The organism is Citromicrobium bathyomarinum (assembly GCF_038594485.1).
Lineage (GTDB): Bacteria > Pseudomonadota > Alphaproteobacteria > Sphingomonadales > Sphingomonadaceae > Alteriqipengyuania > Alteriqipengyuania bathyomarina_A.
This window is the reverse complement of the sequence record NZ_JBCFZG010000001.1, coordinates 832,366-856,394: the sequence shown is the minus strand read 5'-3', so window position 1 is coordinate 856,394 and position 24,029 is coordinate 832,366. Positions and strand designations below refer to the sequence as shown.

Below are 24,029 nucleotides of genomic sequence, written 5' to 3'. Positions count from 1 at the left end.
GGTGGAGGGGCACCAAGCGCGCTCGCGTTGTCGCCCCCACCCCTCGATCCCCTCCCCCGAAGGGGAGGGGAGGAGGTTTTTAAACCATCTCCACCGCAACGGCCGTCGCTTCGCCGCCGCCGATGCAGAGCGAGGCGATGCCGCGCTTCTTGCCCTGGTGCTTGAGCGCGTTGAGCAGCGTCACGATGATCCGCGTGCCGCTGGCGCCGATGGGGTGGCCCAGCGCGGTGCCGCCGCCGTTGACGTTGATCTTGTCGTGCGGGATGCCGATGTCGCGCATCGCAAACATCGCGACGCAGGCGAAGGCTTCGTTGACTTCCCACAGGTCGACATCGTCCGCGCTCCAGCCGGTCTGTTCGAGCAGCTTTTCGATCGCGCCGATAGGCGCGACTGTGAACTTGCTCGGCTCCTGCGCGTGCGCGGCGAGGCCGACGATCTTCGCCACCGGCGTCTGACCGTTTTCCCTGGCAACGCTTTCGCGGCTGAGGACCACGGCAGCTGCGCCATCGGAAATGCTCGAAGAGGTCGCCGCGGTGATCGTACCGTCCTTGGCGAAGGCGGGGCGCAGCTGCGGGATCTTGTCCGGGTTGCCCTTGCCGGGGGCTTCGTCATGCTCAACCGTGGTTTCGCCCTTGCGGGTCACGATCGTGACGGGGACGACTTCGCCATCGAAGGCGCCGCTCTCGATCGCGGCATTGGCGCGGCGCAGCGATTCGATGGAATAGTCATCCATTTCCTCGCGGGTCAGCTGGTATTCGTTGGCGGTGTCCTGCGCGAAGGTGCCCATCGCGCGGCCTTCCTCGTAGGCATCTTCCAGCCCGTCGAGGAACATGTGGTCATACGCGGTATCATGGCCGAGCCGCGCGCCGCTGCGATGCTTTTTCAGCAGGTAGGGCGCGTTGGTCATGCTCTCCATGCCGCCGGCAACCACATAGTCCACTGTGCCGCTGGCAAGTGCTTCGGAACCCATGATGACGGTCTGCATGCCGGAACCGCACACCTTGTTCACCGTGGTCGCCTGAACCGACTTGGGCAGGCCTGCCTTGATCGATGCCTGACGGGCCGGGGCCTGGCCGAGGCCTGCGGGAAGCACGCAGCCCATGTAGGTGCGGTCGAACTTGTCCACCGGCACGCCCGAGCGGTCCACCGCCGCCTTCACCGCCGTCGCGCCGAGATCGGTCGCAGTGGCGTCGGCCAGTGCGCCCTGCATGCTGCCCATCGGGGTGCGCGCATAGGAGAGGATGACGATCGGATCTGCTTCGGAAAACTGGGGCATTGGTAAGTACGTGCCTTTCTGTTGTCGCAACGCTTTGGCTCAATTCGCGTTCGATGTAATAGCACTGCCAAGAAACACAATCGGAGAGCCGAGACATGAGCGAGACCGCACCCCAGACCCTTGATCGCATTCTCGAAACGCAGCGCAGGGCCTTCGTCGCGGCGCGTCCGGAGCCGCTCTCGGTTCGACGCGACCGGATCAAGCGGGCGATCTCGATCCTCTCCGATCACGGCGAGTCGCTCGCCGAAGCGATGAATTCGGACTTCGGCAGCCGCAGTTTCAAAGGATCGATGATGACGGACATCGTCAGCACGATCGGCTTCGGCAAATACTGCCTCAAGAACATGGAGCACTGGGCCGCGCCCGATAAACGCTCGGTCCGCTTCCCGCTCGGCCTGATGGGTGCGAAGGCGGAGGTCCGCTACGAGCCCAAGGGCGTCATTGGCATCATGAGCCCGTGGAATTTCCCGGTGAACCTCAGCTTCGGCCCGCTGATGCAGGTGCTCGCCGCAGGCAACCGCGCGATGATCAAGCCGAGCGAGTTTACGCCCGCGACCAGCGACCGGATGCGCGAACTCGTTGCCGATGCTTTCGGTGAGGAAGAGGTGACGGTTGTGACCGGCGGCCCCGACGTGGCGCAGGCGTTCTCGTCCCTCCCGTTCGACCATCTGGTGTTCACCGGATCGACCGAAACGGGCCGCAAGGTGATGGAAGCCGCGGCGAAGAACCTGGTGCCCGTCACGCTGGAGCTGGGCGGCAAGAGCCCGACGATCATCGGCAAGGGCGCCGATCTGACCCGTGCGGGCGAGCGGATCGCGCTCGGCAAGATGCTCAACGCGGGGCAAATCTGCCTCGCGCCCGACTACCTGCTGGTGCCCGAGGATCAGGAGGAAGGCGTGGTCGCGGCGGTGCAGCTGGGTGTGCACGAGATGTACCCCACGCTGCTCGACAACGAGGATTACACCGCGATCATTTCCGACAAGCATTTCGAGCGGCTCAAGGGAATCGTCGAAGACGCAAAGGCCAAGGGAGCCGAGGCGATCGAGGTCAATCCGGCCAAGGAATCGTTCTCGGGCGCCAACACGCGCAAGATGCCGCTGACGATCCTGCGCAACGTCACCGACGACATGAAAGCGATGCAGGAAGAGATCTTCGGTCCGGTGCTGCCGGTGAAGACCTACAAGGCGATCGACGAAGCGATCGACTACATCAACGATCACGATCGCCCGCTCGGCCTGTATTACTTCGGCAGCGGGAAAGAGCAGGAACAGGTGCTCGAACGCACGATCTCGGGCGGGGTGACGGTCAACGATGTGATTTTCCACATTTCGGTCGACGATATGCCGTTTGGCGGTGTCGGGCCTTCGGGCATTGGCTCTTATCACGGGCCCGAAGGCTTCCGCGAATTCAGCCATGCGCGCAGCACCTATACCCAGCCCAAGATCGACGTTGCCAAGCTGGCCGGGCTCAAGCCGCCCTATGGCTCGGCGGCGAAGAAGGCGATCGCGCGCGAGATGAAATAGCATCTGGTGATGGCCATCGCGCCGGCGATGGCGCAAATTGCACAAATTCCAACGGGTGTTGCACCTCAGGCTCCCTTGCGCCCCGGCGGCGCGGGCCTTAGAGGCGGGCACCGAAAGCCAGACTCTTGGAAATTCGCGTGATCGATCTCGAACAATATCTTCCAATCCTGATGTTCCTGGGCGTGGCGCTGGCCATATCCTGCGTCTTCGTGTTCCTGCCGATGGGCGTATCGCGCCTGACCGGGGTCCATAACCCGACGGCGGACAAGCTGAGCGAGTACGAATGCGGCTTTCCTGCGTTCGAGGAGCCGCGCAGCCAGTTCGACGTGCGGTTCTATCTCGTTGCGATCCTGTTCATCATTTTCGATCTCGAAGCGGCGTTCCTGTTTCCGTGGGCGGTCAGCCTCGATTTCACCGGTTGGTCGGGCTGGACCACGATGATGATCTTCATCGGGGAACTCGCCATCGGCCTTGTCTACGCCTGGAAGGTAGGAGCGCTGGAATGGGAGTAGATACCAGCCCGACGAACCCGAAGCTCAACCCGGCGCTGCACGACGCACCGACGGCGCAGCCCGGTGAATTCCGTGCGCCCGATCAGGACTACTTCAACGCGCTCCAGACGGAGGTGAACGACAAGGGCTTCCTGCTGACCAGCACCGAAGACCTGTTCCAGTGGGCACGGACCGGATCGCTGTGGTGGATGACCTTCGGCCTTGCGTGCTGCGCGGTCGAGATGATCCACGTCAACATGCCGCGTTATGATATGGAGCGGTTCGGCGTCGCGCCGCGCGCATCGCCGCGCCAGTCGGACGTGATGATCGTCGCGGGCACGCTGTGCAACAAGATGGCACCGGCGCTGCGCAAGGTTTACGACCAGATGTCGAACCCCAAGTACGTCATCAGCATGGGCAGCTGCGCCAATGGCGGCGGCTACTATCACTATTCCTACAGCGTCGTGCGCGGCTGCGACCGGATCGTGCCCGTGGACATCTATGTGCCCGGGTGCCCCCCGACCGCCGAGGCGCTGCTTTACGGCGTGATGCAGTTGCAGCGGAAGATCCGCCGCAGCGGGACGGTGGAACGGTGATTCTGCTTCGCAAGTCTGCGCTGCTTTTGTGCGCTGTGGCAATCGTCGGAGCCGCTGCCCCGGCCGCAGCCGAAGACGGCTGGCACAGCTACTCGACGCCGCAGAATATCGGGTCGTTCGAGGCGCCGTGCGAGCCCGACACCGTCGAGGCCAAAACGACCGCCACCTACGATCGTTGGATGTGCACATCCGGCGGTCTCAATTATGTGTCGGGCGTCGTGCCGATTTCGCAACTGGCCCGTGACGACTTCACCGACGAACAGGCCGCAAACTACACCTTCGCGGAACTTGAGGCGGACGCCGAAGCCGATCCCGAAACGACCGGCTTTCTGGCAGTGGAATATGGCGGTTTTCCCGCGTTCTATGCGGCGTCCGCACCGGACCTGCTGGTCCAGCGCATCCTGATCATGGATCTGGGGAATGGCAGAGTTCTCATGATGTTGGCCGCATCCGACGATGTGATCGAAGGCACCGGCGCTGCGCAGGCGCTGGGCGAGTCGGCCGAGCAATTCCTGATTTCGTTCAAGGTGACGCCGCAATGACGGTCCTCCACTCCGCCCCCAAATTCACCCTCATCGACGGGTTGAAGGATACGCTATCCGGCGCGCTCGGCGACATGCTCGTCGAAGCGAAGGAAGAGCATGGCGAGTTGCTGCTGACCGTTCAGCGCGATTCGCTCGAAGACGCGCTGCGCCTGCTGCGCGACGAGCATTCGTACCAGCAGCTGATGGAAATCGCCGGGGCCGACTATCCGAGCCGCGCAGAGCGGTTCGAAGTCGTCTACATGCTGCTCTCGCTGACCAAGAACAGCCGCATCATGGTCAAGGTGACCGCGAGCGAGGCGACGCCGGTGCCCACCGCCACGACGCTGTGGCCCAATGCGGGCTGGCTCGAACGCGAAGTGTTCGACATGTACGGCGTGGTGTTCGCGGGCAATATGGACCTGCGCCGCATCCTGACCGACTACGGCTTCGAAGGGCATCCCTTCCGCAAGGACTTCCCGCTGACCGGCTATGTTGAACTGCGCTATTCCGAAGAGGAAAAGCGCGTGGTCTACGAACCGGTCGATCTGCCGCAGGACCTGCGTACGTTCGACTTCATGTCGCCGTGGGAAGGTGCGGACTACGTGCTGCCGGGCGACGAGAAGGCGCATACGCCGCCGGTCGACGAACCGAAGACGACCGATTCCCCGAAGGAAACCGGGGCAGGGGCGAAGGCCGACAAGGAAGCCGAGGACAAGGTCAGCAAGGGTGCGCCTGCAGAGGAGGGCACCGAAAAGGATCGCACGCCTGCGCCCGAGCCGACCGAGGACCGCAAGGATCGCCCGAAACGCAAGGGCAAGACGACCGATACGGCCCCCTCCACCCAGCCGAAGGGAGGCAAGAAGTGAGCGGACTTCACCTCGAAGAATCGCCGACCACCGGCGACGAAGAAATCACGAACTACACGATCAACTTCGGCCCCCAGCACCCTGCGGCGCACGGCGTGCTGCGCATGGTGATGGAGCTGGACGGCGAAATCGTCGAGCGGATCGACCCGCATGTCGGCCTGCTGCATCGCGGCACCGAAAAGCTGATCGAGCACAAGACCTACCTGCAGGCGCTGCCCTATTTCGACCGGCTCGATTACTGTTCGCCGCTGTGCATGGAGCACTCCTACGTGCTCGCGATCGAGAAGCTGCTCAACTTGGAAGTGCCGATCCGCGCGCAGTACCTGCGCGTGCTGTTCGCCGAATTGACGCGCATTTCCAACCACATGCTCAACATCGGCAGCCACGTGATGGATGTCGGCGCGATGACGCCCAACCTGTGGGTGTTCGAACTGCGCGAAGACTGCATGAATTTCTTCGAGCGGGCTTCGGGCGCGCGGATGCACTCGGCCTGGTTCCGCCCCGGCGGCGTGCACCAGGACGTGCCCGAAAAGCTGCTGGTCGATATCGGCGAATGGCTCGACACGCGCCTGCCCGAACTGTTCGGCGACGCGATGAGCCTCGTCATGGACAACCGCATCTTCAAGCAGCGCAACGTCGATATCGCGGTCGTCAGCCGTGAAGACGCGATTGCGTGGGGCTTCTCCGGCCCGCTCATCCGCGCGGCGGGCGTGCCGTGGGATCTGCGCAAGTCGCAGCCCTACGATGTCTACGACCGGATGGATTTCGAAATTCCGGTGGGCACCAATTCGGACTGCTACGACCGCTTCATGGTCCGCGTGCAGGAAGTCTACCAGAGCGCGAAGATCATCAAGCAGTGCCTGGCCGAAATGCCGACCGGCCCGATCGCTTCGGACGACCGCAAGGTCTCCCCGCCCAAGCGTGGCGAGATGAAGCAGTCGATGGAAGCGCTGATCCACCACTTCAAACTCTACACCGAAGGCTTCCACGTGCCCGCGGGCGAAGTCTACGTCGCGACCGAGAGCCCCAAGGGCGAATTCGGCGTGTACCTGGTCAGCGACGGGTCGAACAAACCCTACCGCTGCAAGATTCGCCCGACCGCCTTCAGCCACCTGCAGGCGATGGACATGATGACCAAGGGTCATATGCTGCCCGACGCCACCGCAATCCTCGGCGCGATCGACGTCGTGTTCGGGGAGTGCGACCGGTGAGAGTTGTCGCGGCCTCTGCTGTTTTTTTGGTTGGGGTACTGAGTGCTTCTCCGGCGCTCGCCGAGGGGTTCGAGTTCGATCTCGTCCCAGCGGGTTCCGAGCTCTACCTAGTCGAGAAAAGCTCAGGCTGCGTATGGCGCAAGGGCTCGAACGGCGACTGGCTGTTCGAAGGACCCAATGCGGCGACCCGGCGAGCCCAGTGTGACATCATAATCGAGAAGGCGCCGCGCGTGGCGAACCAGAATGGCTGATCGTACCCCCGCACCCGACACCCCTGAACTGCGCGAGCGTTGGGGCAATTTCGCTTTCAACGAAGCCTACGAGGCGAAGGCGCAGAAGGCGCTTGCTCGCTATCCCGAAGGGCGCAAGAAATCGGCGGTGATGCCGCTGCTCGACCTTGCCCAGCGGCAGGTTGGCGAGGAAACCGATACGCAAGGGTGGCTGCCGCTGCCGGTGATCGAATACGTGGCGAACTATCTCGACATGCCGGTGATCCGCGTGCTCGAGGTCGCGACCTTCTACTTCATGTACAACATGAAGCCGGTGGGTAAGTACCACGTGCAGGTCTGCGGCACGACGCCGTGCATGCTGCGCGGCTCGGACGACATCATCGCCGCGTGCAAGGCGCGCGGGATGAAGAAGGGCCATGTCTCGGACGACGGGCTGTGGACGCTCACTGAAGTCGAATGCATGGGCAATTGCGCGACCGCGCCGATGGTCCAGATCAACGACGACAATTACGAGGACCTGACGGTCGAGCGGCTCGACGCCGTGCTCGATGCGCTGGCGAAGGGTGAGAGCCCCAAGACGGGCACGCAGGAGCCAGGGCGTCACACATCCGAACCTTCAGGTGGGCCGACCACGCTGAAGGAAATGGTCACCGAGAACCACGATTACCGGGGTGAATGGTGATGGAAGGCGCTGCCAAAAAGGGCGTGCCGGCGATCGGGATCATCTTCCTCGTGCTTGCGCTGGTGAAGTTCCTGCAAGGCGATAATTGGGTCGTTTGGCTGATCCTTGGCGTCGTTTTTGGCGGCCTCGGGATATTCGGTCTTGGCAAGAGTAGCGAAGAGGCGGGCCGATGACCCCCAAACGCATGTACCAGATGGCTGCGGCGCTGTTTTTCGTCGCCGCGATCCTGTTTTTCGTCTCCGGGAATACCGCCCTCGGTGCGACTTTCCTCGCGCTGGGCGCTGCATTTCTCGCAATATCCAACGGTAAGCTGGATGCATCCGAAGGTAAGGGCGGCTGATGGAAATCAATATCGTCACCATCGTCGTCGCGCTGATCGCGGTCGCGATCGCGTGGAAAGTGCTTAGCGGCATTTTCAAGACGCTCGCGCTGCTCGCGATCCTCGCCGTGGCGGCCTTTGTTGTGTTTGGAGTTATGGCATGAGTCTCGCGGACAAGGACCGCATCTTCACCAACCTCTACGGGTTTCAGGACTGGGGCCTGAAGGCCGCGCAGGCGCGTGGCGATTGGGACGATACCAAGGCGCTGCTCGCCAAGGGGCAGGATTCGATCATCGACGACATGAAGGCCAGCGGCCTTCGCGGTCGCGGCGGGGCCGGCTTCCCGACGGGCATGAAGTGGTCTTTCATGCCCAAGGAGAGCAAGGACGGGCGGCCCAGCTTCCTCGTCATCAATGCCGACGAATCCGAGCCGGGTTCGTGCAAGGACCGCGAGATCATGCGGCACGATCCGCACAAGCTGATCGAAGGCGCGCTGGTCGCGGGCTTCGCGATGCGCGCGCGCGCTGCCTACATCTACATTCGCGGCGAATATATCCGCGAAGCCGAGACGCTGCAGAAGGCGATCGACGAGGCGTACGACGCCGGGCTGATCGGCAAGAACGCCTGCGGTTCGGGTTACGACTACTACGTCTTCCTGCACCGGGGTGCGGGCGCGTATATTTGCGGCGAAGAAACCGCGCTGATCGAAAGCCTCGAAGGCAAGAAGGGCCAGCCGCGCCTCAAGCCGCCGTTCCCGGCGGGTGCGGGCCTCTATGGCTGCCCGACGACGGTGAACAATGTCGAGTCGATCGCGGTCGTGCCCACGATCCTGCGGCGCGGCCCTTCGTGGTTCGCCAGCTTCGGGCGCGACAAGAATCAGGGCACCAAGCTGTTCCAGATCAGCGGGCATGTCGAAAAGCCCTGCGTGGTCGAGGAAGAGATGAGCATTTCCTTCCGCGAACTGATCGAGCGGCATTGCGGCGGCGTTCGCGGCGGATGGGACAACCTGCTAGCGGTGATCCCGGGCGGTTCCTCCGTCCCGCTCGTCCCCGCAGAGCAGATCATGGACTGCCCGATGGACTTCGACGGCCTGAAGGAACTGGGCTCCGGCCTCGGCACCGCCGCCGTGATCGTGATGGACAAGTCGACCGATATCGTCCGTGCGATCAGCCGCATCAGCTACTTCTACAAGCACGAGAGCTGCGGCCAGTGTACGCCGTGCCGCGAAGGCACGGGCTGGATGTGGCGTGTGATGAAGCGGCTCGAGACGGGCGATGCCGATATCGACGAGATTGACATGCTCCAGACCGTTACCAAACAGGTGGAAGGTCACACGATCTGCGCGCTGGGCGATGCCGCCGCGTGGCCGATCCAGGGCCTGATCCGTCACTTCCGGCCGGAGCTGGAGCGTCGTATCGCCGAACGTGCAGAGGGCCTCGCGCAAGCCGCAGAGTAGGTAGCGACGTTTTCGAAAACGTGCCGCTGCACTTAACTTTGTGAATATTGCCAAGGTGCGATCTTTGGCGCATGCTCTCTTCCTGAGGAGGATCCGACCATGCGTGTTTCTTTAGCTGTAATTGCACTTGCCCTGGCTGTGAGCGGTACCGCCGTACCGGCAATGGCGCAGCAGACGCCGAACCCGACGCCAACGGGAAGCAGTCTCGGTTCGAACCCTGTGTCGAGCCAGGATTCGAACATGCGATATCCCAATCAGAGGTACTTCGAGCGCGAGTTCGACATGCGTCGCCTGGTAAATGGCGAAGTCGATGGATCGAGATACTATTCGGATGCGATGGGGGTAGCTAATTGCATCTATGCCTCGTCTGACGGCAAGGTATCGCCCCTCGTGGGTGGGCCGCTGAGCGACGATCCCGACTATTCGCACCTTACCAAGGCGATGCGCAAGCCGAGCGCTTGCCTGCGGCGAACCAACCCGGCGTTCGCCTTCTTCGTTGGGGCAGCGCTTGCGGAGAAATCCGTGCTCGCAGAGCACGAATCGCTTCCGCCGCGCGCGATGACGCTCAACATGGATGTGGCTGAGCCGTTCTACACCCCGGCATCCGGATCGCCGACGATCGATCACATCGCGCGCTGTCTTGCGGTGTTCTCACCCGGTCTGGCGGAGGACGTGCTGAAGACCAAGGTGGGCACCGATGCCGAGAAATCCGCGCTCGACAAAGCGTATTCCTCGTCCCCCGAATGCGGTGTTTCGAAAGCGCCCGAAACTATTCCTCCGCTCATGCAGCGCGCGGCGATCGCGTATGGCCTGGAGGCCTGGATGCGCGAGAGCGCGTCCTAAGCAATCGCGCAATCTGCGGGGTCCGGGGCAGGGTGACCTTCCCGGACCCTTTTTGCCTGCAAATGATGCGCATCGCGTGGCGAAAACCGTCGCGACACGTCTTGTAATACCGGACTCTATCGGCGAGAGGGGCGCATGCTTTTTTCTCGTAGGTCGCGTTCAGCCAGTGCGATGCGGATCCGGACGGGTCGGCCTCTTTCGCGCGATGTATTTGCGTCGATCGGTCATGAGATGACTGATAGGGCGAGCAAGATGGCGGTTGCCGACCAAATCGTCACCTCGACCTATCGATCCGAAAGCTTTACCGGGGCGGCGAAGCGTGCTTTTGCGCGCCCGAGTTCCTCGAGCAGCCTGACCCGCTGTTTCGATACACCTTCATCCGGCAGATACTGCTGCGCCAAGAGATCGACGAATAATGCCTAAAGTCACCGTAGACGGCCAGGAAATCGACGCGCCCGATGGCGCGACCGTGCTGCAGGCGTGCGAGCTTGCGGGCAAGGAGATCCCGCGTTTCTGCTATCACGAGCGGCTGAGCATTGCGGGCAACTGCCGCATGTGCCTGGTCGAGGTGAAGCCCGGGCCGCCCAAGCCGCAGGCGAGCTGTGCGCTGCCCGCGACCGAAGGCCAGGAAATCCGCACCGACACTCCTATGGTTCGCGCGGCGCGCGAAGGGGTGATGGAGTTCCTCCTCATCAACCACCCGCTCGACTGCCCGATCTGCGATCAGGGTGGCGAATGCGACCTGCAGGACCAGTCGGTTGCCTATGGTCGCGGCGGATCGCGCTATCACGAGAACAAGCGCGCGGTGACCGAGAAGTACATGGGCCCGCTGATCAAGACGATCATGACCCGCTGCATCCACTGCACCCGCTGCGTGCGCTTCTCCGAAGAGATCGCAGGCGTGGACGAAATCGGCGCGCTCTATCGCGGCGAGGACATGCAGATCACGACCTATCTCGAACAGGCCGCGAAGCACGAGATGAGTGCCAACGTGATCGACCTGTGCCCGGTCGGTGCGCTCACCAGCCGCCCCTACGCGTACGAAGCGCGTCCGTGGGAGCTGAAGAAGACGCTCAGCATCGACGTGTCCGACGCGGTCGGCGCGAATATCCGTCTCGATAGCCGTGGTCGCGAGGTCATGCGCGCGCTCCCGCGGATTAACGACGACGTCAACGAAGAGTGGATTTCGGACAAGGCGCGCTATCAGGTCGACGGCCTGACCGCGCGGCGGCTCGACCGCGTGTGGATGCGCGCGAAGAAGGGCGGCAAGCTCGCCCCGGCCAGCTGGGAAGACGCGTTCGATGCGATCGTGAAGGCTGCGAAGAAGGGCGGGGAAGGCTCGATCGCGGCGGTCGCAGGCGACCTCGTCGATTGCGAAACCATGTTCGCTGCGAAGCGCCTGCTCGCCGAACTGGGTTCGGACAAGCTCGAAGGCCGCCAGACGGGGCTCGACTACGACTGCTCCAGCCTTGCCGGCATCGCGTTCAATTCGACGCTCGCGGGTATCGAGACGGCCGATGCGATCCTGATCGTCGGCAGCCAGATCCGCCACGAAGCGCCGCTGATCAATGTTCGCCTGCGCAAGGCGGCGAAGCGCGGTGCCAAGATCTTCCTGATCGGGCCTGAGTGGGACACCACCTTCCCCTGCGAATTCCTGGGCGAGGATGCGGGCCTGCTGCACGATCTCCCTGGCCACGTTGCTGATGCGTTCAAGGATGCGGCGCGGCCTGCGGTCATCGTCGGCCCCGGCGGGCTCGCGGCGGGTGCGCTGCACCCCGCGCTCTCGCTGGCGAACGAGTGGAACCTCGTGCGCGATGTGGATGGTGAAGCGTGGAACGGCTTCAACGTCATCCACACCGCCGCCGCTCGCATGGGCGCGGTGATGCTGGGATATGCGCAAAAGGGCGGGATCAAGGACGTGGTCGAGGCCGCGCCTGCCGTGCTGCTTTCGCTCGGCGCCGATTCGCTCGATTACGGCGCGTTCGAGAAGAGCCTGAAGGTCTATATCGGCCACCACGGCGATGCGGGCGCACACGCGGCGGATATCATCCTGCCTGCGGCTAGCTACGCCGAGAAGGACGGGACCTACGTCAATACCGAGGGCCGCGTGCAGTTCGCCGAAAAGGCCGTGTTCGCGCCGGGTGACGCGCGCGAGGACTGGACGATCCTGCGCGCGCTGGCCGATGCGTTCGGCGTGACTGTCGGCTTCGACAGCTTCGCACAGCTCCAGTCCGCGATGATCGCGGCCGTGCCCGCGCTCGGCGAGGAAGGCATCGCGCCGCTGGGCAAGCTGCCCAAGGGCAAGAAGACGCCCAAGGCCAAGGGCAAGATCGCCTACCCGATCGCCGATCCGTACCTGACCAACCCCATCGCCCGCGCCAGCGCGACGATGCAGCGCTGCTCGACCGAACTGGTCCACGGTGAAGACATGCTGGAGGCCGCAGAATGAGGTTTTTTCCCTCATGTATGGCAGCGGTCTCGCTATTGCTCGTAAGCTCGCTGTGCTATTCGAGCCCTAGTTTCGCGCAATCGGGCGACCAGCAGGCGACCGACAGGAAGGTTGAGGATTTCGCGGCGTGTTTTGTCCGATCCCCGAAGCATAGGGCGTTGCGCAAGAAAGTCCTTTCGATCCCGGCCAATAGCACCAAGGCTATCAAGAATTTTGAGGGGGTTGCCATGTCGGATTGCATGGACAAGGTTGACCACCCCAGAGCGTCGGCAGGCGACATTGTAGGCGCTGTGTATACGTCGCTATACCGCAGGCTTGAACGCGACGACGCTCCTGAGATTACCAGTCGGACGAATTTTGACAGCGAGTATGACGAGGATGCCCTTCCGCTTCCTCAGGCCACGGTCGATCTTCGGGTCTACGGTAACTGCTTGGCATCGTATGCGCCGGATGCCGCCCATCGCTTCGTAGTTGCGCCAATCTGGTCGGACAGCGAATCTGTGGAAGTTCCGTCCATCGGGAAGGCTCTGCAGGCATGCGGCGAGCCCCCGAAATTTGCGAGAAGTCACTTGGCATTGAAGGGGCTGATTGCCGAAAGCCTCTATAAGTCCGCCCTCGCGCAAGATGATGAATAGGACCGTTTGGTAATGACCGAATTCTTCCAGAACCTCGGCATGAACTACGAGTGGGCGTGGTTCGTCGCGACCATTGCGGGCATCCTGCTGATCGCGCTGCCGCTGATGCTGGCGGTCGCCTACGTCATCCTGATCGACCGCAAGGTCTGGGCCGCGATCAACCTGCGCAAGGGCCCCAATGTGGTCGGCCCGTTCGGCCTGCTGCAGAGCTTTGCCGACGGTCTGAAGGTGTTCCTGCAAGAGACCATCATTCCAAGCGCGGCGAACAAGGGCATCTTCATCATCGCGCCGATCATCACCTTTACGGTGGCGTTGGCGGCATGGGCGGTGATCCCGTTCGCAGACGGGGTCGTGCTGGCGGACATCAATGTGGGCCTGCTCTACATCCTCGCGATCAGTTCGCTGTCGGTTTACGGCGTGGTGATGGCCGGGTGGGCGAGTAACTCGAAATACCCGTTCTTCTCCGCGATGCGCGCCGCGGCGCAGATGATCAGCTACGAAGTCTCGATCGGCTTCATCCTGATCTGCGTCGTGCTGTGGGCGGGCAGCTTCAATCTGACCGCAATCGTCGAGGCGCAGCGTGGCCATGGCCTCGGCATCGTCAACGGATTCTATTTCAACCTGCTGCTGTTCCCGATGTGGGTGGTGTTCTTCATCTCCAGCCTCGCGGAAACGCAGCGTGTCCCGTTCGACCTGACCGAGGCGGAGAGCGAGCTGGTTGCCGGGTACCAGACCGAATATTCCAGCATGGCCTTCGCGCTGTTCTGGCTGGGTGAGTACGCCAACATCCTGCTGATGTGCGCGCTGAACACTCTGCTGTTCTTTGGCGGGTGGCTGCCCCCGATCGACTGGGCACCGCTGTACTGGGTGCCCGGAATCATCTGGTTCCTGCTGAAGACGCTGTTCTTCTTCTTCATGTTCAGCTGGGTGATGGCGACCGTACCGCGCTACCGCTACGACCAGCTGATGCGGCTTGGCTGGAAGGTGTTCCTGCCGATGAGCCTGATCTTCGTTTTCGTCATCAGCGGCTACCTGATGGCCACCGGACATTTCGGAACCCCCGCATGAGTATCGCCCAGACCATCAAGGCTTTCACCCTCTACGAGTTCGTGAAGGCCCACGCGCTGACGCTGAAGTACCTCTTCAAGCCCAAGGCGACGATCAACTATCCGTTCGAGAAGAACCCGCTGAGCCCGCGTTTTCGCGGTGAGCATGCGCTGCGTCGTTACCCCAACGGGGAAGAGCGCTGCATTGCGTGCAAGCTGTGCGAGGCGGTGTGTCCGGCGCAGGCGATCACGATCGAGTCGGAGCCTCGGGCGGACGGTTCGCGCCGCACCACGCGCTACGACATCGACATGACCAAGTGCATCTATTGCGGTTTCTGCCAGGAAGCGTGCCCGGTTGATGCGATCGTCGAGGGTCCGAATTTCGAATATTCGACGGAAACCCGCGAAGAACTGCTTTACGACAAGGCCAAGCTGCTCGCCAATGGTGACAAATGGGAACGTGCCATCGCAGCCAACCTTGAAGCCGACGCGCCCTACCGCTAGGCGCGCCACAGACCACTCGCGGGGCACTTTTTCAAAGCCATGATCCAGGCCATAGCCTTCTACCTTTTCGCAACGATGGTGATCGCCAGTGGCGTGCTTACCATCATGAGCCGCAATCCGGTGCATTCGGTGCTGTGGCTGATCCTGGCGTTCTTCAACGCGGCGGGCCTGATGGTGCTGCTGGGCGCGGAATTCATCGCGATGCTGCTGGTCGTTGTTTACGTCGGTGCCGTGGCCGTGCTGTTCCTGTTCGTGGTGATGATGCTCGACGTCGACATGGCGGAGCTACGCGCCGGGTTCATCAAGAACTTCCCGCTGGGGATCGCGATCGCGCTGGTCCTGTTGGCGGAGCTGGTGCTGGGCATCGGCGCCTTGCGTGCAGGTGCGCTCGAGCTGGGCACGGCGACGGGCGAGAACGCGCCGAACCTTGCGGTCAGCAACATCACCAATATCGGTGCGCTGCTCTATTCGAAGTACATCTTCGTGTTCGAGGCGGCAGGCCTGATCCTGCTGGTGGCGATGATCGGCGCGATCGTGCTGACCCACCGCGACCTCAAGACCACGCGCGGCCACCAGAACATCACCAAGCAGGTGCGTCGCAACCCGAAGGAAGCAACCCAGATGAAGCAGCCGACGATCGGCGAGGGGGTCGAGCTATGATCGGCATCCAGCATTACATCATCGTCAGCGCGATCCTGTTCGTGCTCGGCGTGCTTGGCATCTTCCTCAACCGCAAGAACGTGATCGTCATCCTGATGGCGATCGAGCTGATCCTGCTGGCGGTGAACATCAATCTCGTCGCGTTCAGCGCCTTCATGGGCGACCTGACCGGCCAGATCTTCGCGATGTTCGTGCTGACCGTGGCGGCGGGCGAAGCGGCCATCGGGCTGGCGATCCTCGTCATCTTCTTCCGTGATCGCGGGACGATCGCGGTCGACGATGTGAACCGGATGAAGGGGTGATCGGTATGGAACCCCACGATCCGTTCGCCCTGAGCTTGTCGAAGGGCTGTTCTTCACTTTTGGCCCGAGAAACAAAGAAAAAGCAGTGCTTCGACAAGCTCAGCACGAACGGAGTCTCTAGGTGAGTACCCAGATCCTCCTCATAGTCTTCCTGCCCCTGCTGGCTGCCGCGATTGCGGGCCTTTTCGGCGGCGTTCTCGGCAAGACAGGTTCCAAGCTGATCACCACCGGCGCGCTGTTCGCGTCGTGCGCGCTGAGCTGGCCGATCTTCCTCGGCTTCCTCGGCGGCACTGCCGAAGCGCAGGTCGTCACCGTGCTGCAATGGGTCGCCTCGGGCGATCTCGCGTTCGACTGGGCGCTGCGCGTCGACACGCTGACCGCGGTCATGCTGGTGGTCATCACCAGTGTCTCCGCACTCGTCCACCTCTATTCGTGGGGATACATGGACGAAGACCCGAACCAGCAGCGCTTCTTCGCGTACCTTAGCCTGTTCACCTTCGCGATGCTGATGCTGGTGACGGCGGACAATCTGGTGCAGATGTTCTTTGGTTGGGAAGGCGTCGGCCTCGCGTCCTACCTGCTGATTGGCTTCTGGTACAAAAAGCCCAGCGCCAATGCCGCCGCGATCAAGGCCTTCGTGGTCAACCGCGTGGGCGACCTCGGCTTCATGCTCGGCATTTTCGGCACCTTCCTCGTGTTCGGTACAGTCTCGATCCCCGCGATCCTCGAGGCGGCGCCTTCGATGAGCGGCAGCTCGATCACCTTCATGGGCATGCGCCTGATGACGATGGACATCCTGTGCCTGCTGCTGTTCGTCGGCGCGATGGGCAAGTCTGCACAGCTGGGCCTGCACACCTGGCTGCCCGACGCGATGGAAGGCCCGACCCCGGTATCCGCGCTGATCCACGCCGCCACGATGGTGACCGCGGGCGTGTTCATGGTCTGCCGCCTCTCGCCGATGTTCGAAGCCGCACCTGTGGCGCTGACCGTCGTCACGGTCGTTGGCGGGGCAACCTGCCTGTTCGCCGCGACGATTGGGACCACGCAGTGGGACATCAAGCGGGTGATCGCCTATTCGACCTGCTCGCAGCTCGGCTACATGTTCTTCGCCGCCGGCGTCGGCGCATACGGTGTGGCGATGTTCCACCTGTTCACGCACGCCTTCTTCAAGGCGCTGCTGTTCCTCGGCGCGGGCGCGGTGATCCACGCGATGCACCACGAGCAGGACATGCGTTACTACGGCGCGCTGCGTAAGCGCATCCCGATCACCTTCTGGGCGATGATGGCGGGTACGCTCGCGATCACCGGCGTTGGCGTGGTCGATGTGTTCGGCTTCGCGGGCTTCTATTCCAAGGACGCAATCCTCGAAGCGGCATTTGCGCGCGGCACCAGCGCTGGCAATTTCGCCTTCTGGGCTGGCGCGATCGCGGCGATGCTGACCAGCTTCTATTCCTGGCGTCTGATGTTCCTGACCTTCTGGGGCAAGCCGCGCTGGGCCGATAGCGAGCATATCCAGCACGCTGTCCATCATGGTCATGACGAGCCGGAAGACCACAATCCTGCGGCGCAGGAAGATGCCGGGCACAGCGTTGCGCACCACGTTCCGTCCACCGACGAGAAGGACGGCACCGCCGGTTACCATCCGCACGAGGCACCGTGGGTGATGCTGATCCCGCTCGTCGTGCTGAGCATGGGCGCGATCTTTGCCGGTTTCGTGTTCTACGAGCCCTTCGTGAATGCCGAAGGCTTCTGGAACGGTGCGGTGTTCTTCAACGAGAACCTCGTCCACACGATGCACGGCGTGCCGATGTGGGTGAAGCTGACCGCGACGGTTGCGATGCTGCTTGGCCTGCTGACCGCATGGTATTCCTACATCCGCAACCCCGATGTGCCTGAGGCTGCGGCACAGCAGCTCGGCCCGATCTACCGCTTCTTCCTGAACAAGTGGTACTTCGACGAGCTGTACAACTTCCTGTTCGTGAAGCCTGCCTTCTGGCTGGGCCGCGTATTCTGGAAGGTGCTCGACATCGGGATTATCGATCGCTTCGGGCCTGACGGCGCGGCGTGGGTGGTCCGCCAGGGATCGGTCGGGGCCAAACGTTTCCAGTCGGGCATGCTCAATACCTATGCGCTGATCATGCTGCTCGGCCTTGTCGCCGCTATTACCTGGGTGCTGCTGTAATGGAGGGCTTCCCGATCCTTTCGCTGATGCTGCTGGTGCCGCTGGTCGGCGCGCTGCTGTGCATGTTCGTCAATGCGTCGACCGCTCGCTGGGTCGCGCTGATCGCCACGCTGATCGATCTGGTTCTGGGCATTATCCTGTGGGCGAGCTTCGATATCGGCGGCGCGCAGTGGCAGTTCACCGAGCGCGCGAACCTCTTCGCGGGCTTTGAATACAAGCTGGGGATCGACGGTATCGCGCTGATGCTCATCATGCTCAGCGTGTTCCTGATGCCGATCTGTATCCTCGCCAGCTGGACCAGCATTACCAAGCGTGTCGGCGAATACATGGCGGCCTTCCTGGCGATGGAACTGCTGATGATCGGCGTGTTCGCCGCGCAGGACATCATGCTGTTCTACATCTTCTTCGAAGCCGGCCTGATCCCGATGTACCTTATCATCGGCATCTGGGGCGGGGCGGACCGCATTTACGCGAGCTTCAAGTTCTTCCTCTACACGCTGCTCGGTTCGGTCGTGATGCTGATCGCGATGCTGTGGATGATCAACACAGCGGGCACGGGGGACATCCCGACGCTGCTGCAGTACGATTTCCCGCCGGAGGCACAGACCTGGCTGTGGCTGGCCTTCTTCGCCAGCTTCGCGGTGAAGATGCCGATGTGGCCGGTCCACACCTGGCTGCCCGCCGCGCACGTGCAGGCACCGACCGCCGGTTCGGTGATCCTCGCAGGCGTGCTGCTGAAGCTGGGCGGTTACGGCTTCATCCGCTTCAGCCTGCCGATGTTTCCCGAAGCCTCCGCGCAGTTCATGTGGCTGGTTTTCGGCCTCAGCATGGTTGCGGTGGTGGTCACCAGCCTGATCGCGCTCGTTCAGCACGACATGAAGAAGCTGATCGCCTATTCGTCGGTCGCGCACATGGCGATCGTGACCGCGGGCCTGTTCGCCTTCAATTCGCAGGGCATCGAGGGCGCGATGGTAATGATGCTGTCGCACGGTCTCGTCTCGGGCGCGCTGTTCCTGTGCGTGGGCGTGATCTACGACCGGCTGCACACGCGTGAGATCGACCGTTACGGCGGGCTTGCGACCAACATGCCGCGTTATGCGCTGTTCTTCATGCTGTTCACCATGGCGAGCATCGGCCTGCCGGGGACCAGCGGCTTCGTCGCGGAGTTCATCAGCCTTGCCGGCGTGTACCAGGCGTCGAGCACAACAACCTTCGTGCTGACCACCGGGATCATCCTGGGCGCAGGTTACATGCTGTATCTTTATCGCCGGGTCGTGTTTGGCGAACAGAAGAACGCAGACGCCGCCGCAATGCCCGATCTGAACGCACGCGAGTGGCTGATGCTCGCGCCCGTTGCTGCTGCGGTGCTGTGGATGGGCGTCTATCCCGAGAGCTTCCTCGCGCCGATGCGGACCGATATTGCCGCGATCGAGGCACGCATCGCACGCGCTGCGCCGCAGGGCGACGCAGAGCTGGTGGCGGGTAAGCCGAACGCGCACGAAGCGAATTACATCGCTGGCGAGCATGGCACTGGTGAACATGGCTCCGGCGAGGGCGAACATGGCGGTTCCGATGGAACCGAGGGCGAGCATTGATGGATTACGCAACTTCCTTTGGCCGGGTCATTCCCGAGCTGGTGCTGACCGGCTCCGGTCTGGTGCTGCTGATGATCGCAGCTTTCGGCGGCGAGAAGGCGAGCCGTCTCGTCTCGATTCTTGCAGCAGTGGCGCTTGGTCTGGCTGCGGCCCTCACAATTCCCGCGCTGGCGAATGGTGCGGGCGGTGAAAGCGCGAGCGCGTTTTACGGCCAGATCAGCGCGGACGCCTATTCCTCGTTCGCAAAGCTGCTGATCTATCTCGCGGCCATCGCCTGCCTGATGATCGCACCGGCGTTCTTCACCCGGCTGCGCTCGATGCGGCCCGAATACCCGGTGCTCGTGGTGTTCGCGACGCTCGGCATGAGCATCATGGTTTCCGCAACGGACCTGATGACTCTCTATGTCGGGCTCGAGCTCAACAGCCTCTCGGCGTACGTGCTGGCCAGCTTCCTGCGCAACGACAGCCGTTCTGCCGAGGCGGGCCTCAAGTATTTCGTGCTCGGCGCGCTTGCGAGCGGCATTCTTCTCTACGGGATCAGCCTGACCTACGGGTTCACCGGCACGACCAGCTTTGCGGGCATTCGTGCGGCGCAAGAGGCCGGCCTTTCGACCGGGGCGCTGTTCGGGCTGATATTCGTGCTTGCCGGACTCGCGTTCAAGATCAGTGCCGTGCCGTTCCACATGTGGACGCCGGACGTCTACGAAGGCGCGCCGACGCCGGTGACGACTTTCTTCGCCACTGCGCCCAAGGTGGCAGCGATTGCCCTGACGGCGCGCGTCGCGCTCGACGCGTTCGGATCGCAGGCCGACGCGTGGCGGCAGATTGTGATCTTCGCCGCGCTCGCCTCGATCGTGGTCGGCGCGCTGGGCGCGATCGGCCAGAACAACCTCAAGCGGCTGCTCGCCTACTCCTCCATCAACAATGTTGGCTTCATCCTGATCGGGCTCGCTGCTGCGACACCCGCCGGGACCAGCGCGATGCTGTTCTACCTCGCGGTCTATGTCGTGATGTCGCTCGGTAGCTTTGCGGGCATCCTGATGTTGCGGAACGGCGATGGCGACAACCTCGAAACCTTCGATGATATCGCCGGACTTTCCAGCACGCGGCCCGCTATTGCATGGTGCCTGCTCATTTTGATGTTCAGCCTGGCGGGTATTCCGCCGCTGATGGGCTTCTTCGCCAAGCTGGAGGTGTTCCGCGCTGTGGTCGAGGCCGATCTGATCCCGCTCGCGGTGATCGGGATCGCGGCCAGCGTGATCGGTGCGTTCTACTACATCAAGTTCGTCAAGGTGATGTTCTTCGACGAAGCGGTGGACCGCGTGACCAAGAGCGCAACCGCATCGCAGTGGGCGATCCTCGGCATCTGCACGATCCTGATTTCGCCGGTGGGCTGGTTCCTCTCGCGCGGGCTCGAAACGATGACCACGGCCGCGGCTGCGGGGCTGTTCGCAGGCGTGTAAGCCTGCCGACGCCCGCCGCGCCTTGATCCGAACAGTCCCCGAAACCGGCTCGACCAACGCCGACCTTCTCGCTGCGCTACGCAGCGGCGAGCCACTGAACGAGGGCGACTGGTTGATTGCAGACCGCCAGAGCGCCGGTCGCGGTCGTCAGGGGCGGGGCTGGCAAGATGGCCATGGTAACTTCATGGGGTCGACGATCGTTCGCACTCAGCCGGGCCAGCCGCCTGCGCATACCCTGTCGCTGCTCGCGGCAGTCGCGCTGTTCGATACGATCCACGCGCTACTCCAGAGGCCACATCGGCTTGTGCTCAAGTGGCCGAACGACCTTCTGATCGGCGATGCAAAGCTTTCTGGCATCCTGCTTGAGGCAGAGCGCGACGCGGTCGTTATCGGTATCGGTGTCAATCTGGTGTCCGCTCCCGACCTGCCCGACCGCAAGAGCGCGGCGCTCACCCAATTCGGTCCCGCGCCCGATCGTGACGCTTTCGCCGAAACCCTCGCCGCGCATTTCGCGACCGAACTGCAACGCTGGCGCACCTACGGCCTCGAACCGCTTATCCGTAGCTGGAACGCGGCGAGTATGCCCAAAGGTACGCCTATCAGCGTGCATGAGCCCGATGGAGGTCAGGTTGGCGGTCTTTTCGACGGGATCGAGCCCGACGGATCGATGCGACTGCGCTTGGCCGATGGCAGCGTGCGTGTCATTCACGCAGGCGATGTGATCCTGGCGGAGAACAACTGATGCTTCTCGCAATCGATGTCGGCAATACCAACCTCGTCTTCGCGCTGTTCGACGGCGACGATCTGCGCGCGCGCTGGCGGATTTCGACCGATGGCCGCCGCACTGGCGACGAGTATGCGGTGTGGCTGTTGCAGCTGCTTTCCGTCGAGGGCGTTGCCAGGGAAGATATCACGCATATCATCTTCGGCTCGGTCGTCCCGCGCGCGAACCATAATCTGACTACCCTGTGCGAAAAGTACTTCGGGATCACGCCGATCGTAGCAGGGCAGGGCGACGCGGCGTGGAATTTCGAGATCGACGTGGATTTGCCCAGCAGCCTCGGCGCCGATCGCGCGCTCAACTGTATTGCAGCGCACGAGCTGGTCGGCGGGGACATGATCGTGGTCGATTTCGGCACCGCGACCAAGTTCGAGGCGGTCGATTTCAACGGTGCCTACAAGGGCGGGATCATCGCGCCCGGCATCAACCTGTCGCTCGACGCGCTTGTCGGCAAGACCGCGAAGCTGCCGCGTATCGCCATCCACGCGCCCGACACCGACAGCGTGATCGGCCGTAATACCGAGGATCAGATGCTGATCGGCGTGTTCTGGGGCTATGTCGCGATGATGGAAGGCCTGATCGCGCGGATGAAGAAAGAGATCGGTCGCCCGGTCAAAGTGGTCGCTACCGGGGGCCTCTCGGTCTTGTTCGACGACCATACCGACATATTTGATGTGGTAGACACCGATCTGACGATCCGTGGCCTGCACCTGCTTGCCCGTCGTACGATCGCCAAAGGATAATATGAAAAAGAACTTCAAGCCGGAGAACGAGCTGCTCTTCCTCGCGCTCGGTGGATCGGGCGAAATCGGGATGAACGTCAACCTCTACGGCTGCGATGGCAAGTGGTTGATGGTCGACTTGGGTATGACCTTCGGTGCCAACGAATACCCCGGGATCGAGCTGGTTTTCGCCGATCTCGAATTTATCGAGGAACGGGCCAAGGATCTGCTCGGCATCGTGCTGACCCACGCGCACGAGGATCATATCGGCGCGGTCCCATATTTTGCCGCCGATCTCGGCGTGCCGCTCTACGCAACCCCGTTCACTGCCGAGCTCGTCCGCCGCAAGTTGCAGGAAGCAGGCTTGCAGGATGAGGTGCCCCTGTATGTCGTCCGCGAAGGCGACGATGACATGCAGATCGGGCCTTTCGGCATTCGCTACCTGCCGCTGGCGCACTCGATTGCAGAGGGCAATGCGCTGCTGATCGACACCCCCTACGGCAAGGTCTTCCACACGGGCGATTGGAAGCTCGATGAAGATCCGATCATCGGCGAGCCGACCACCGAAGAGGAACTTCGCGAAATCGGCGAGGAGGGTGTGCTCGCACTGGTGTGCGACAGCACCAACGTCTTCAATCCGGAGGCGAGCGGATCTGAAGGGGCCGTGTTCAAGGGCCTGCTGGAGCAGGTGCAGAACTGGCCCGACCGCCGCGTCGTCGTCACCACCTTCGCCTCCAACGTCGCGCGCCTGCATACGCTGGGCGAGATCGCCAAGGAAACGGGCCGCGAGGTCGTGATCGCGGGCCGCTCGCTCGACCGGATCATCGAAGTCTCGCAAGGCTGCGGCTATCTCAAGGATTTCCCGCAGCCGGTGGACTGGAATACCGCGATGGGCATGCCGCGCGGCAAGGTGTTGATCCTTGCCACCGGCGGGCAGGGCGAACCGCGCGCCGCGCTTGGCCGGATGGCGGACAACAACCACCCGCTCGAGCTTGCGCGGGGCGATGTGGTGCTGTTCTCCAGCCGCCAGATTCCTGGCAACGAGATCGCGATCGGCAAGGTGATGAACCAGCTGGCCGAGCGCGGGATCGTGATGGTCACCGACCGGCAGAGCATGATTCACGTATCAGGCCACCCCGGACGCCCCGAATTGCAAGCGCTTTACGAGTGGCTGAAGCCCGAGGTGCTTGTGCCTGTGCACGGCGAAATCCGCCACATGCAGGAACAGGCGCGGCTCGGCTTGGCGGAAGGCATTCCCCACGCAGTTTTCCAGAAGAACGGCGACATCGTCAGCCTGGCTCCGGGCGAGCCGGGCAAGATCGCCAAGGTGCCGACCGGGCGCCTGGTGCTTGATGGGGACATCATCGTCCCCGCCGATGGCGGTGCGATTACCGAACGTCGGCGCCTTGCCCGCGACGGAGTGCTGATCGTGGTGCTCACCGGCAAGGACGACATTACGATCCGCGCGCTGGGCATACCGCTGGACGAAGACTTCGACGATTTCGTGGCCGAGGCGACCAGCGATGCGCAAGCCGCGCTGCGGCGTTTGCGCGGTCGCGAAGCAAGCGAGCCCGGGGCCCGGCAGGAAGCCGTAAGGCTCGCGACACGGCGCGCGGCAAACCGCTGGTCTGGCAAGCGCCCGCAGGTTCAGGTCGTAATCCCGGAGGCGTGAT

General features: G+C 62.8%; 24 protein-coding genes and 1 pseudogene. 24 read left to right on the top strand and 1 reads right to left on the bottom strand.

Annotated elements, in window-relative coordinates:
* Positions 1-79 precede the first annotated feature (79 nt).
* Positions 80-1,276 carry a thiolase family protein gene (locus AAG591_RS04280; protein ID WP_342529752.1) on the bottom strand — a complete coding sequence of 399 codons (1,197 nt, stop codon included), beginning with the start codon at positions 1,274-1,276 and terminating at the stop codon, positions 80-82.
* A gap of 86 nt (positions 1,277-1,362) precedes the next feature.
* On the opposite strand from AAG591_RS04280, the pseudogene AAG591_RS04275 reads away from it, so the two are divergent.
* The 24 genes and pseudogenes from AAG591_RS04275 to AAG591_RS04160 all read left to right on the top strand — a co-directional run.
* Positions 1,363-2,799, top strand: a pseudogene (locus AAG591_RS04275) (coniferyl aldehyde dehydrogenase); the annotation flags it as partial.
* A 137-nt stretch (positions 2,800-2,936) separates the two neighbouring features.
* Positions 2,937-3,311: an NADH-quinone oxidoreductase subunit A gene (ndhC, locus tag AAG591_RS04270; RefSeq protein ID WP_342529751.1), complete on the top strand. Its 375-nt coding sequence runs from the start codon at positions 2,937-2,939 to the stop codon at positions 3,309-3,311.
* A complete protein-coding gene (locus tag AAG591_RS04265) occupies positions 3,302-3,886 on the top strand; it encodes a NuoB/complex I 20 kDa subunit family protein (protein ID WP_342529750.1) in 585 nt (194 codons plus the stop codon). Before ndhC ends, AAG591_RS04265 begins: the two co-directional genes overlap by 10 nt.
* 35 nt (positions 3,887-3,921) lie before the next feature.
* The gene (locus AAG591_RS04260; protein WP_342529749.1) at positions 3,922-4,428 is read left to right on the top strand and encodes a hypothetical protein; all 507 of its coding nucleotides are present in this window, start codon (positions 3,922-3,924) and stop codon (positions 4,426-4,428) included.
* Positions 4,425-5,276, top strand: coding sequence for an NADH-quinone oxidoreductase subunit C (locus AAG591_RS04255; RefSeq protein ID WP_342529748.1), 852 nt, complete (start codon positions 4,425-4,427; stop codon positions 5,274-5,276). The genes AAG591_RS04260 and AAG591_RS04255 overlap by 4 nt, the downstream gene beginning before the upstream one ends.
* Positions 5,273-6,487: an NADH-quinone oxidoreductase subunit D gene (locus tag AAG591_RS04250; protein ID WP_342529747.1), complete on the top strand. Its 1,215-nt coding sequence runs from the start codon at positions 5,273-5,275 to the stop codon at positions 6,485-6,487. Before AAG591_RS04255 ends, AAG591_RS04250 begins: the two co-directional genes overlap by 4 nt.
* Before the next feature lie 243 nt (positions 6,488-6,730).
* Positions 6,731-7,399 (top strand): NADH-quinone oxidoreductase subunit NuoE, encoded by a 669-nt coding sequence (gene nuoE, locus AAG591_RS04245; RefSeq protein ID WP_342529746.1) that lies wholly within the window; start codon positions 6,731-6,733, stop codon positions 7,397-7,399.
* Positions 7,393-7,572: a hypothetical protein gene (locus AAG591_RS04240; protein WP_342529745.1), complete on the top strand. Its 180-nt coding sequence runs from the start codon at positions 7,393-7,395 to the stop codon at positions 7,570-7,572. The genes nuoE and AAG591_RS04240 overlap by 7 nt, the downstream gene beginning before the upstream one ends.
* A complete protein-coding gene (locus AAG591_RS04235; protein WP_342529744.1) occupies positions 7,569-7,739 on the top strand; it encodes a hypothetical protein in 171 nt (56 codons plus the stop codon). The genes AAG591_RS04240 and AAG591_RS04235 overlap by 4 nt, the downstream gene beginning before the upstream one ends.
* Positions 7,739-7,882, top strand: coding sequence for a hypothetical protein (locus AAG591_RS04230; protein WP_342529743.1), 144 nt, complete (start codon positions 7,739-7,741; stop codon positions 7,880-7,882). Before AAG591_RS04235 ends, AAG591_RS04230 begins: the two co-directional genes overlap by 1 nt.
* A complete protein-coding gene (gene nuoF / locus AAG591_RS04225) occupies positions 7,879-9,174 on the top strand; it encodes an NADH-quinone oxidoreductase subunit NuoF (protein WP_342529741.1) in 1,296 nt (431 codons plus the stop codon). Before AAG591_RS04230 ends, nuoF begins: the two co-directional genes overlap by 4 nt.
* A 240-nt stretch (positions 9,175-9,414) precedes the next feature.
* Positions 9,415-10,017: a hypothetical protein gene (locus AAG591_RS04220; protein ID WP_342529740.1), complete on the top strand. Its 603-nt coding sequence runs from the start codon at positions 9,415-9,417 to the stop codon at positions 10,015-10,017.
* A 415-nt stretch (positions 10,018-10,432) separates the two neighbouring features.
* The gene (gene nuoG, locus AAG591_RS04215) at positions 10,433-12,466 is read left to right on the top strand and encodes an NADH-quinone oxidoreductase subunit NuoG (protein ID WP_342529739.1); all 2,034 of its coding nucleotides are present in this window, start codon (positions 10,433-10,435) and stop codon (positions 12,464-12,466) included.
* On the top strand, positions 12,463-13,101 hold the full coding sequence (locus AAG591_RS04210) for a hypothetical protein (RefSeq protein ID WP_342529738.1): 639 nt from the start codon (positions 12,463-12,465) through the stop codon (positions 13,099-13,101). The genes nuoG and AAG591_RS04210 overlap by 4 nt, the downstream gene beginning before the upstream one ends.
* 12 nt (positions 13,102-13,113) lie before the next feature.
* Positions 13,114-14,169: an NADH-quinone oxidoreductase subunit NuoH gene (gene nuoH / locus AAG591_RS04205; RefSeq protein WP_342529736.1), complete on the top strand. Its 1,056-nt coding sequence runs from the start codon at positions 13,114-13,116 to the stop codon at positions 14,167-14,169.
* Positions 14,166-14,651 carry an NADH-quinone oxidoreductase subunit NuoI gene (nuoI, locus tag AAG591_RS04200; protein ID WP_342529735.1) on the top strand — a complete coding sequence of 162 codons (486 nt, stop codon included), beginning with the start codon at positions 14,166-14,168 and terminating at the stop codon, positions 14,649-14,651. Before nuoH ends, nuoI begins: the two co-directional genes overlap by 4 nt.
* A gap of 39 nt (positions 14,652-14,690) precedes the next feature.
* Positions 14,691-15,311 (top strand): NADH-quinone oxidoreductase subunit J, encoded by a 621-nt coding sequence (locus tag AAG591_RS04195; RefSeq protein WP_342529733.1) that lies wholly within the window; start codon positions 14,691-14,693, stop codon positions 15,309-15,311.
* Positions 15,308-15,613, top strand: a complete 306-nt coding sequence (gene nuoK, locus AAG591_RS04190; protein WP_342529732.1) for an NADH-quinone oxidoreductase subunit NuoK — start codon at positions 15,308-15,310, stop codon at positions 15,611-15,613. Before AAG591_RS04195 ends, nuoK begins: the two co-directional genes overlap by 4 nt.
* Positions 15,614-15,734: 121 nt before the next feature.
* Positions 15,735-17,795, top strand: a complete 2,061-nt coding sequence (nuoL, locus tag AAG591_RS04185) for an NADH-quinone oxidoreductase subunit L (RefSeq protein WP_342529731.1) — start codon at positions 15,735-15,737, stop codon at positions 17,793-17,795.
* Entirely contained in the window at positions 17,795-19,390 is a 1,596-nt protein-coding gene (locus AAG591_RS04180; RefSeq protein WP_342529730.1) for an NADH-quinone oxidoreductase subunit M, read from the top strand. The genes nuoL and AAG591_RS04180 overlap by 1 nt, the downstream gene beginning before the upstream one ends.
* Positions 19,390-20,853: an NADH-quinone oxidoreductase subunit NuoN gene (gene nuoN / locus AAG591_RS04175; protein ID WP_342529728.1), complete on the top strand. Its 1,464-nt coding sequence runs from the start codon at positions 19,390-19,392 to the stop codon at positions 20,851-20,853. Before AAG591_RS04180 ends, nuoN begins: the two co-directional genes overlap by 1 nt.
* 22 nt (positions 20,854-20,875) lie before the next feature.
* Positions 20,876-21,595 (top strand): biotin--[acetyl-CoA-carboxylase] ligase, encoded by a 720-nt coding sequence (locus AAG591_RS04170; protein WP_342529727.1) that lies wholly within the window; start codon positions 20,876-20,878, stop codon positions 21,593-21,595.
* Positions 21,595-22,377, top strand: a complete 783-nt coding sequence (locus AAG591_RS04165) for a type III pantothenate kinase (protein ID WP_342529726.1) — start codon at positions 21,595-21,597, stop codon at positions 22,375-22,377. The genes AAG591_RS04170 and AAG591_RS04165 overlap by 1 nt, the downstream gene beginning before the upstream one ends.
* Before the next feature lies 1 nt (position 22,378).
* Positions 22,379-24,028, top strand: a complete 1,650-nt coding sequence (locus AAG591_RS04160; RefSeq protein WP_342529725.1) for a ribonuclease J — start codon at positions 22,379-22,381, stop codon at positions 24,026-24,028.
* Position 24,029 lies beyond the last annotated feature (1 nt).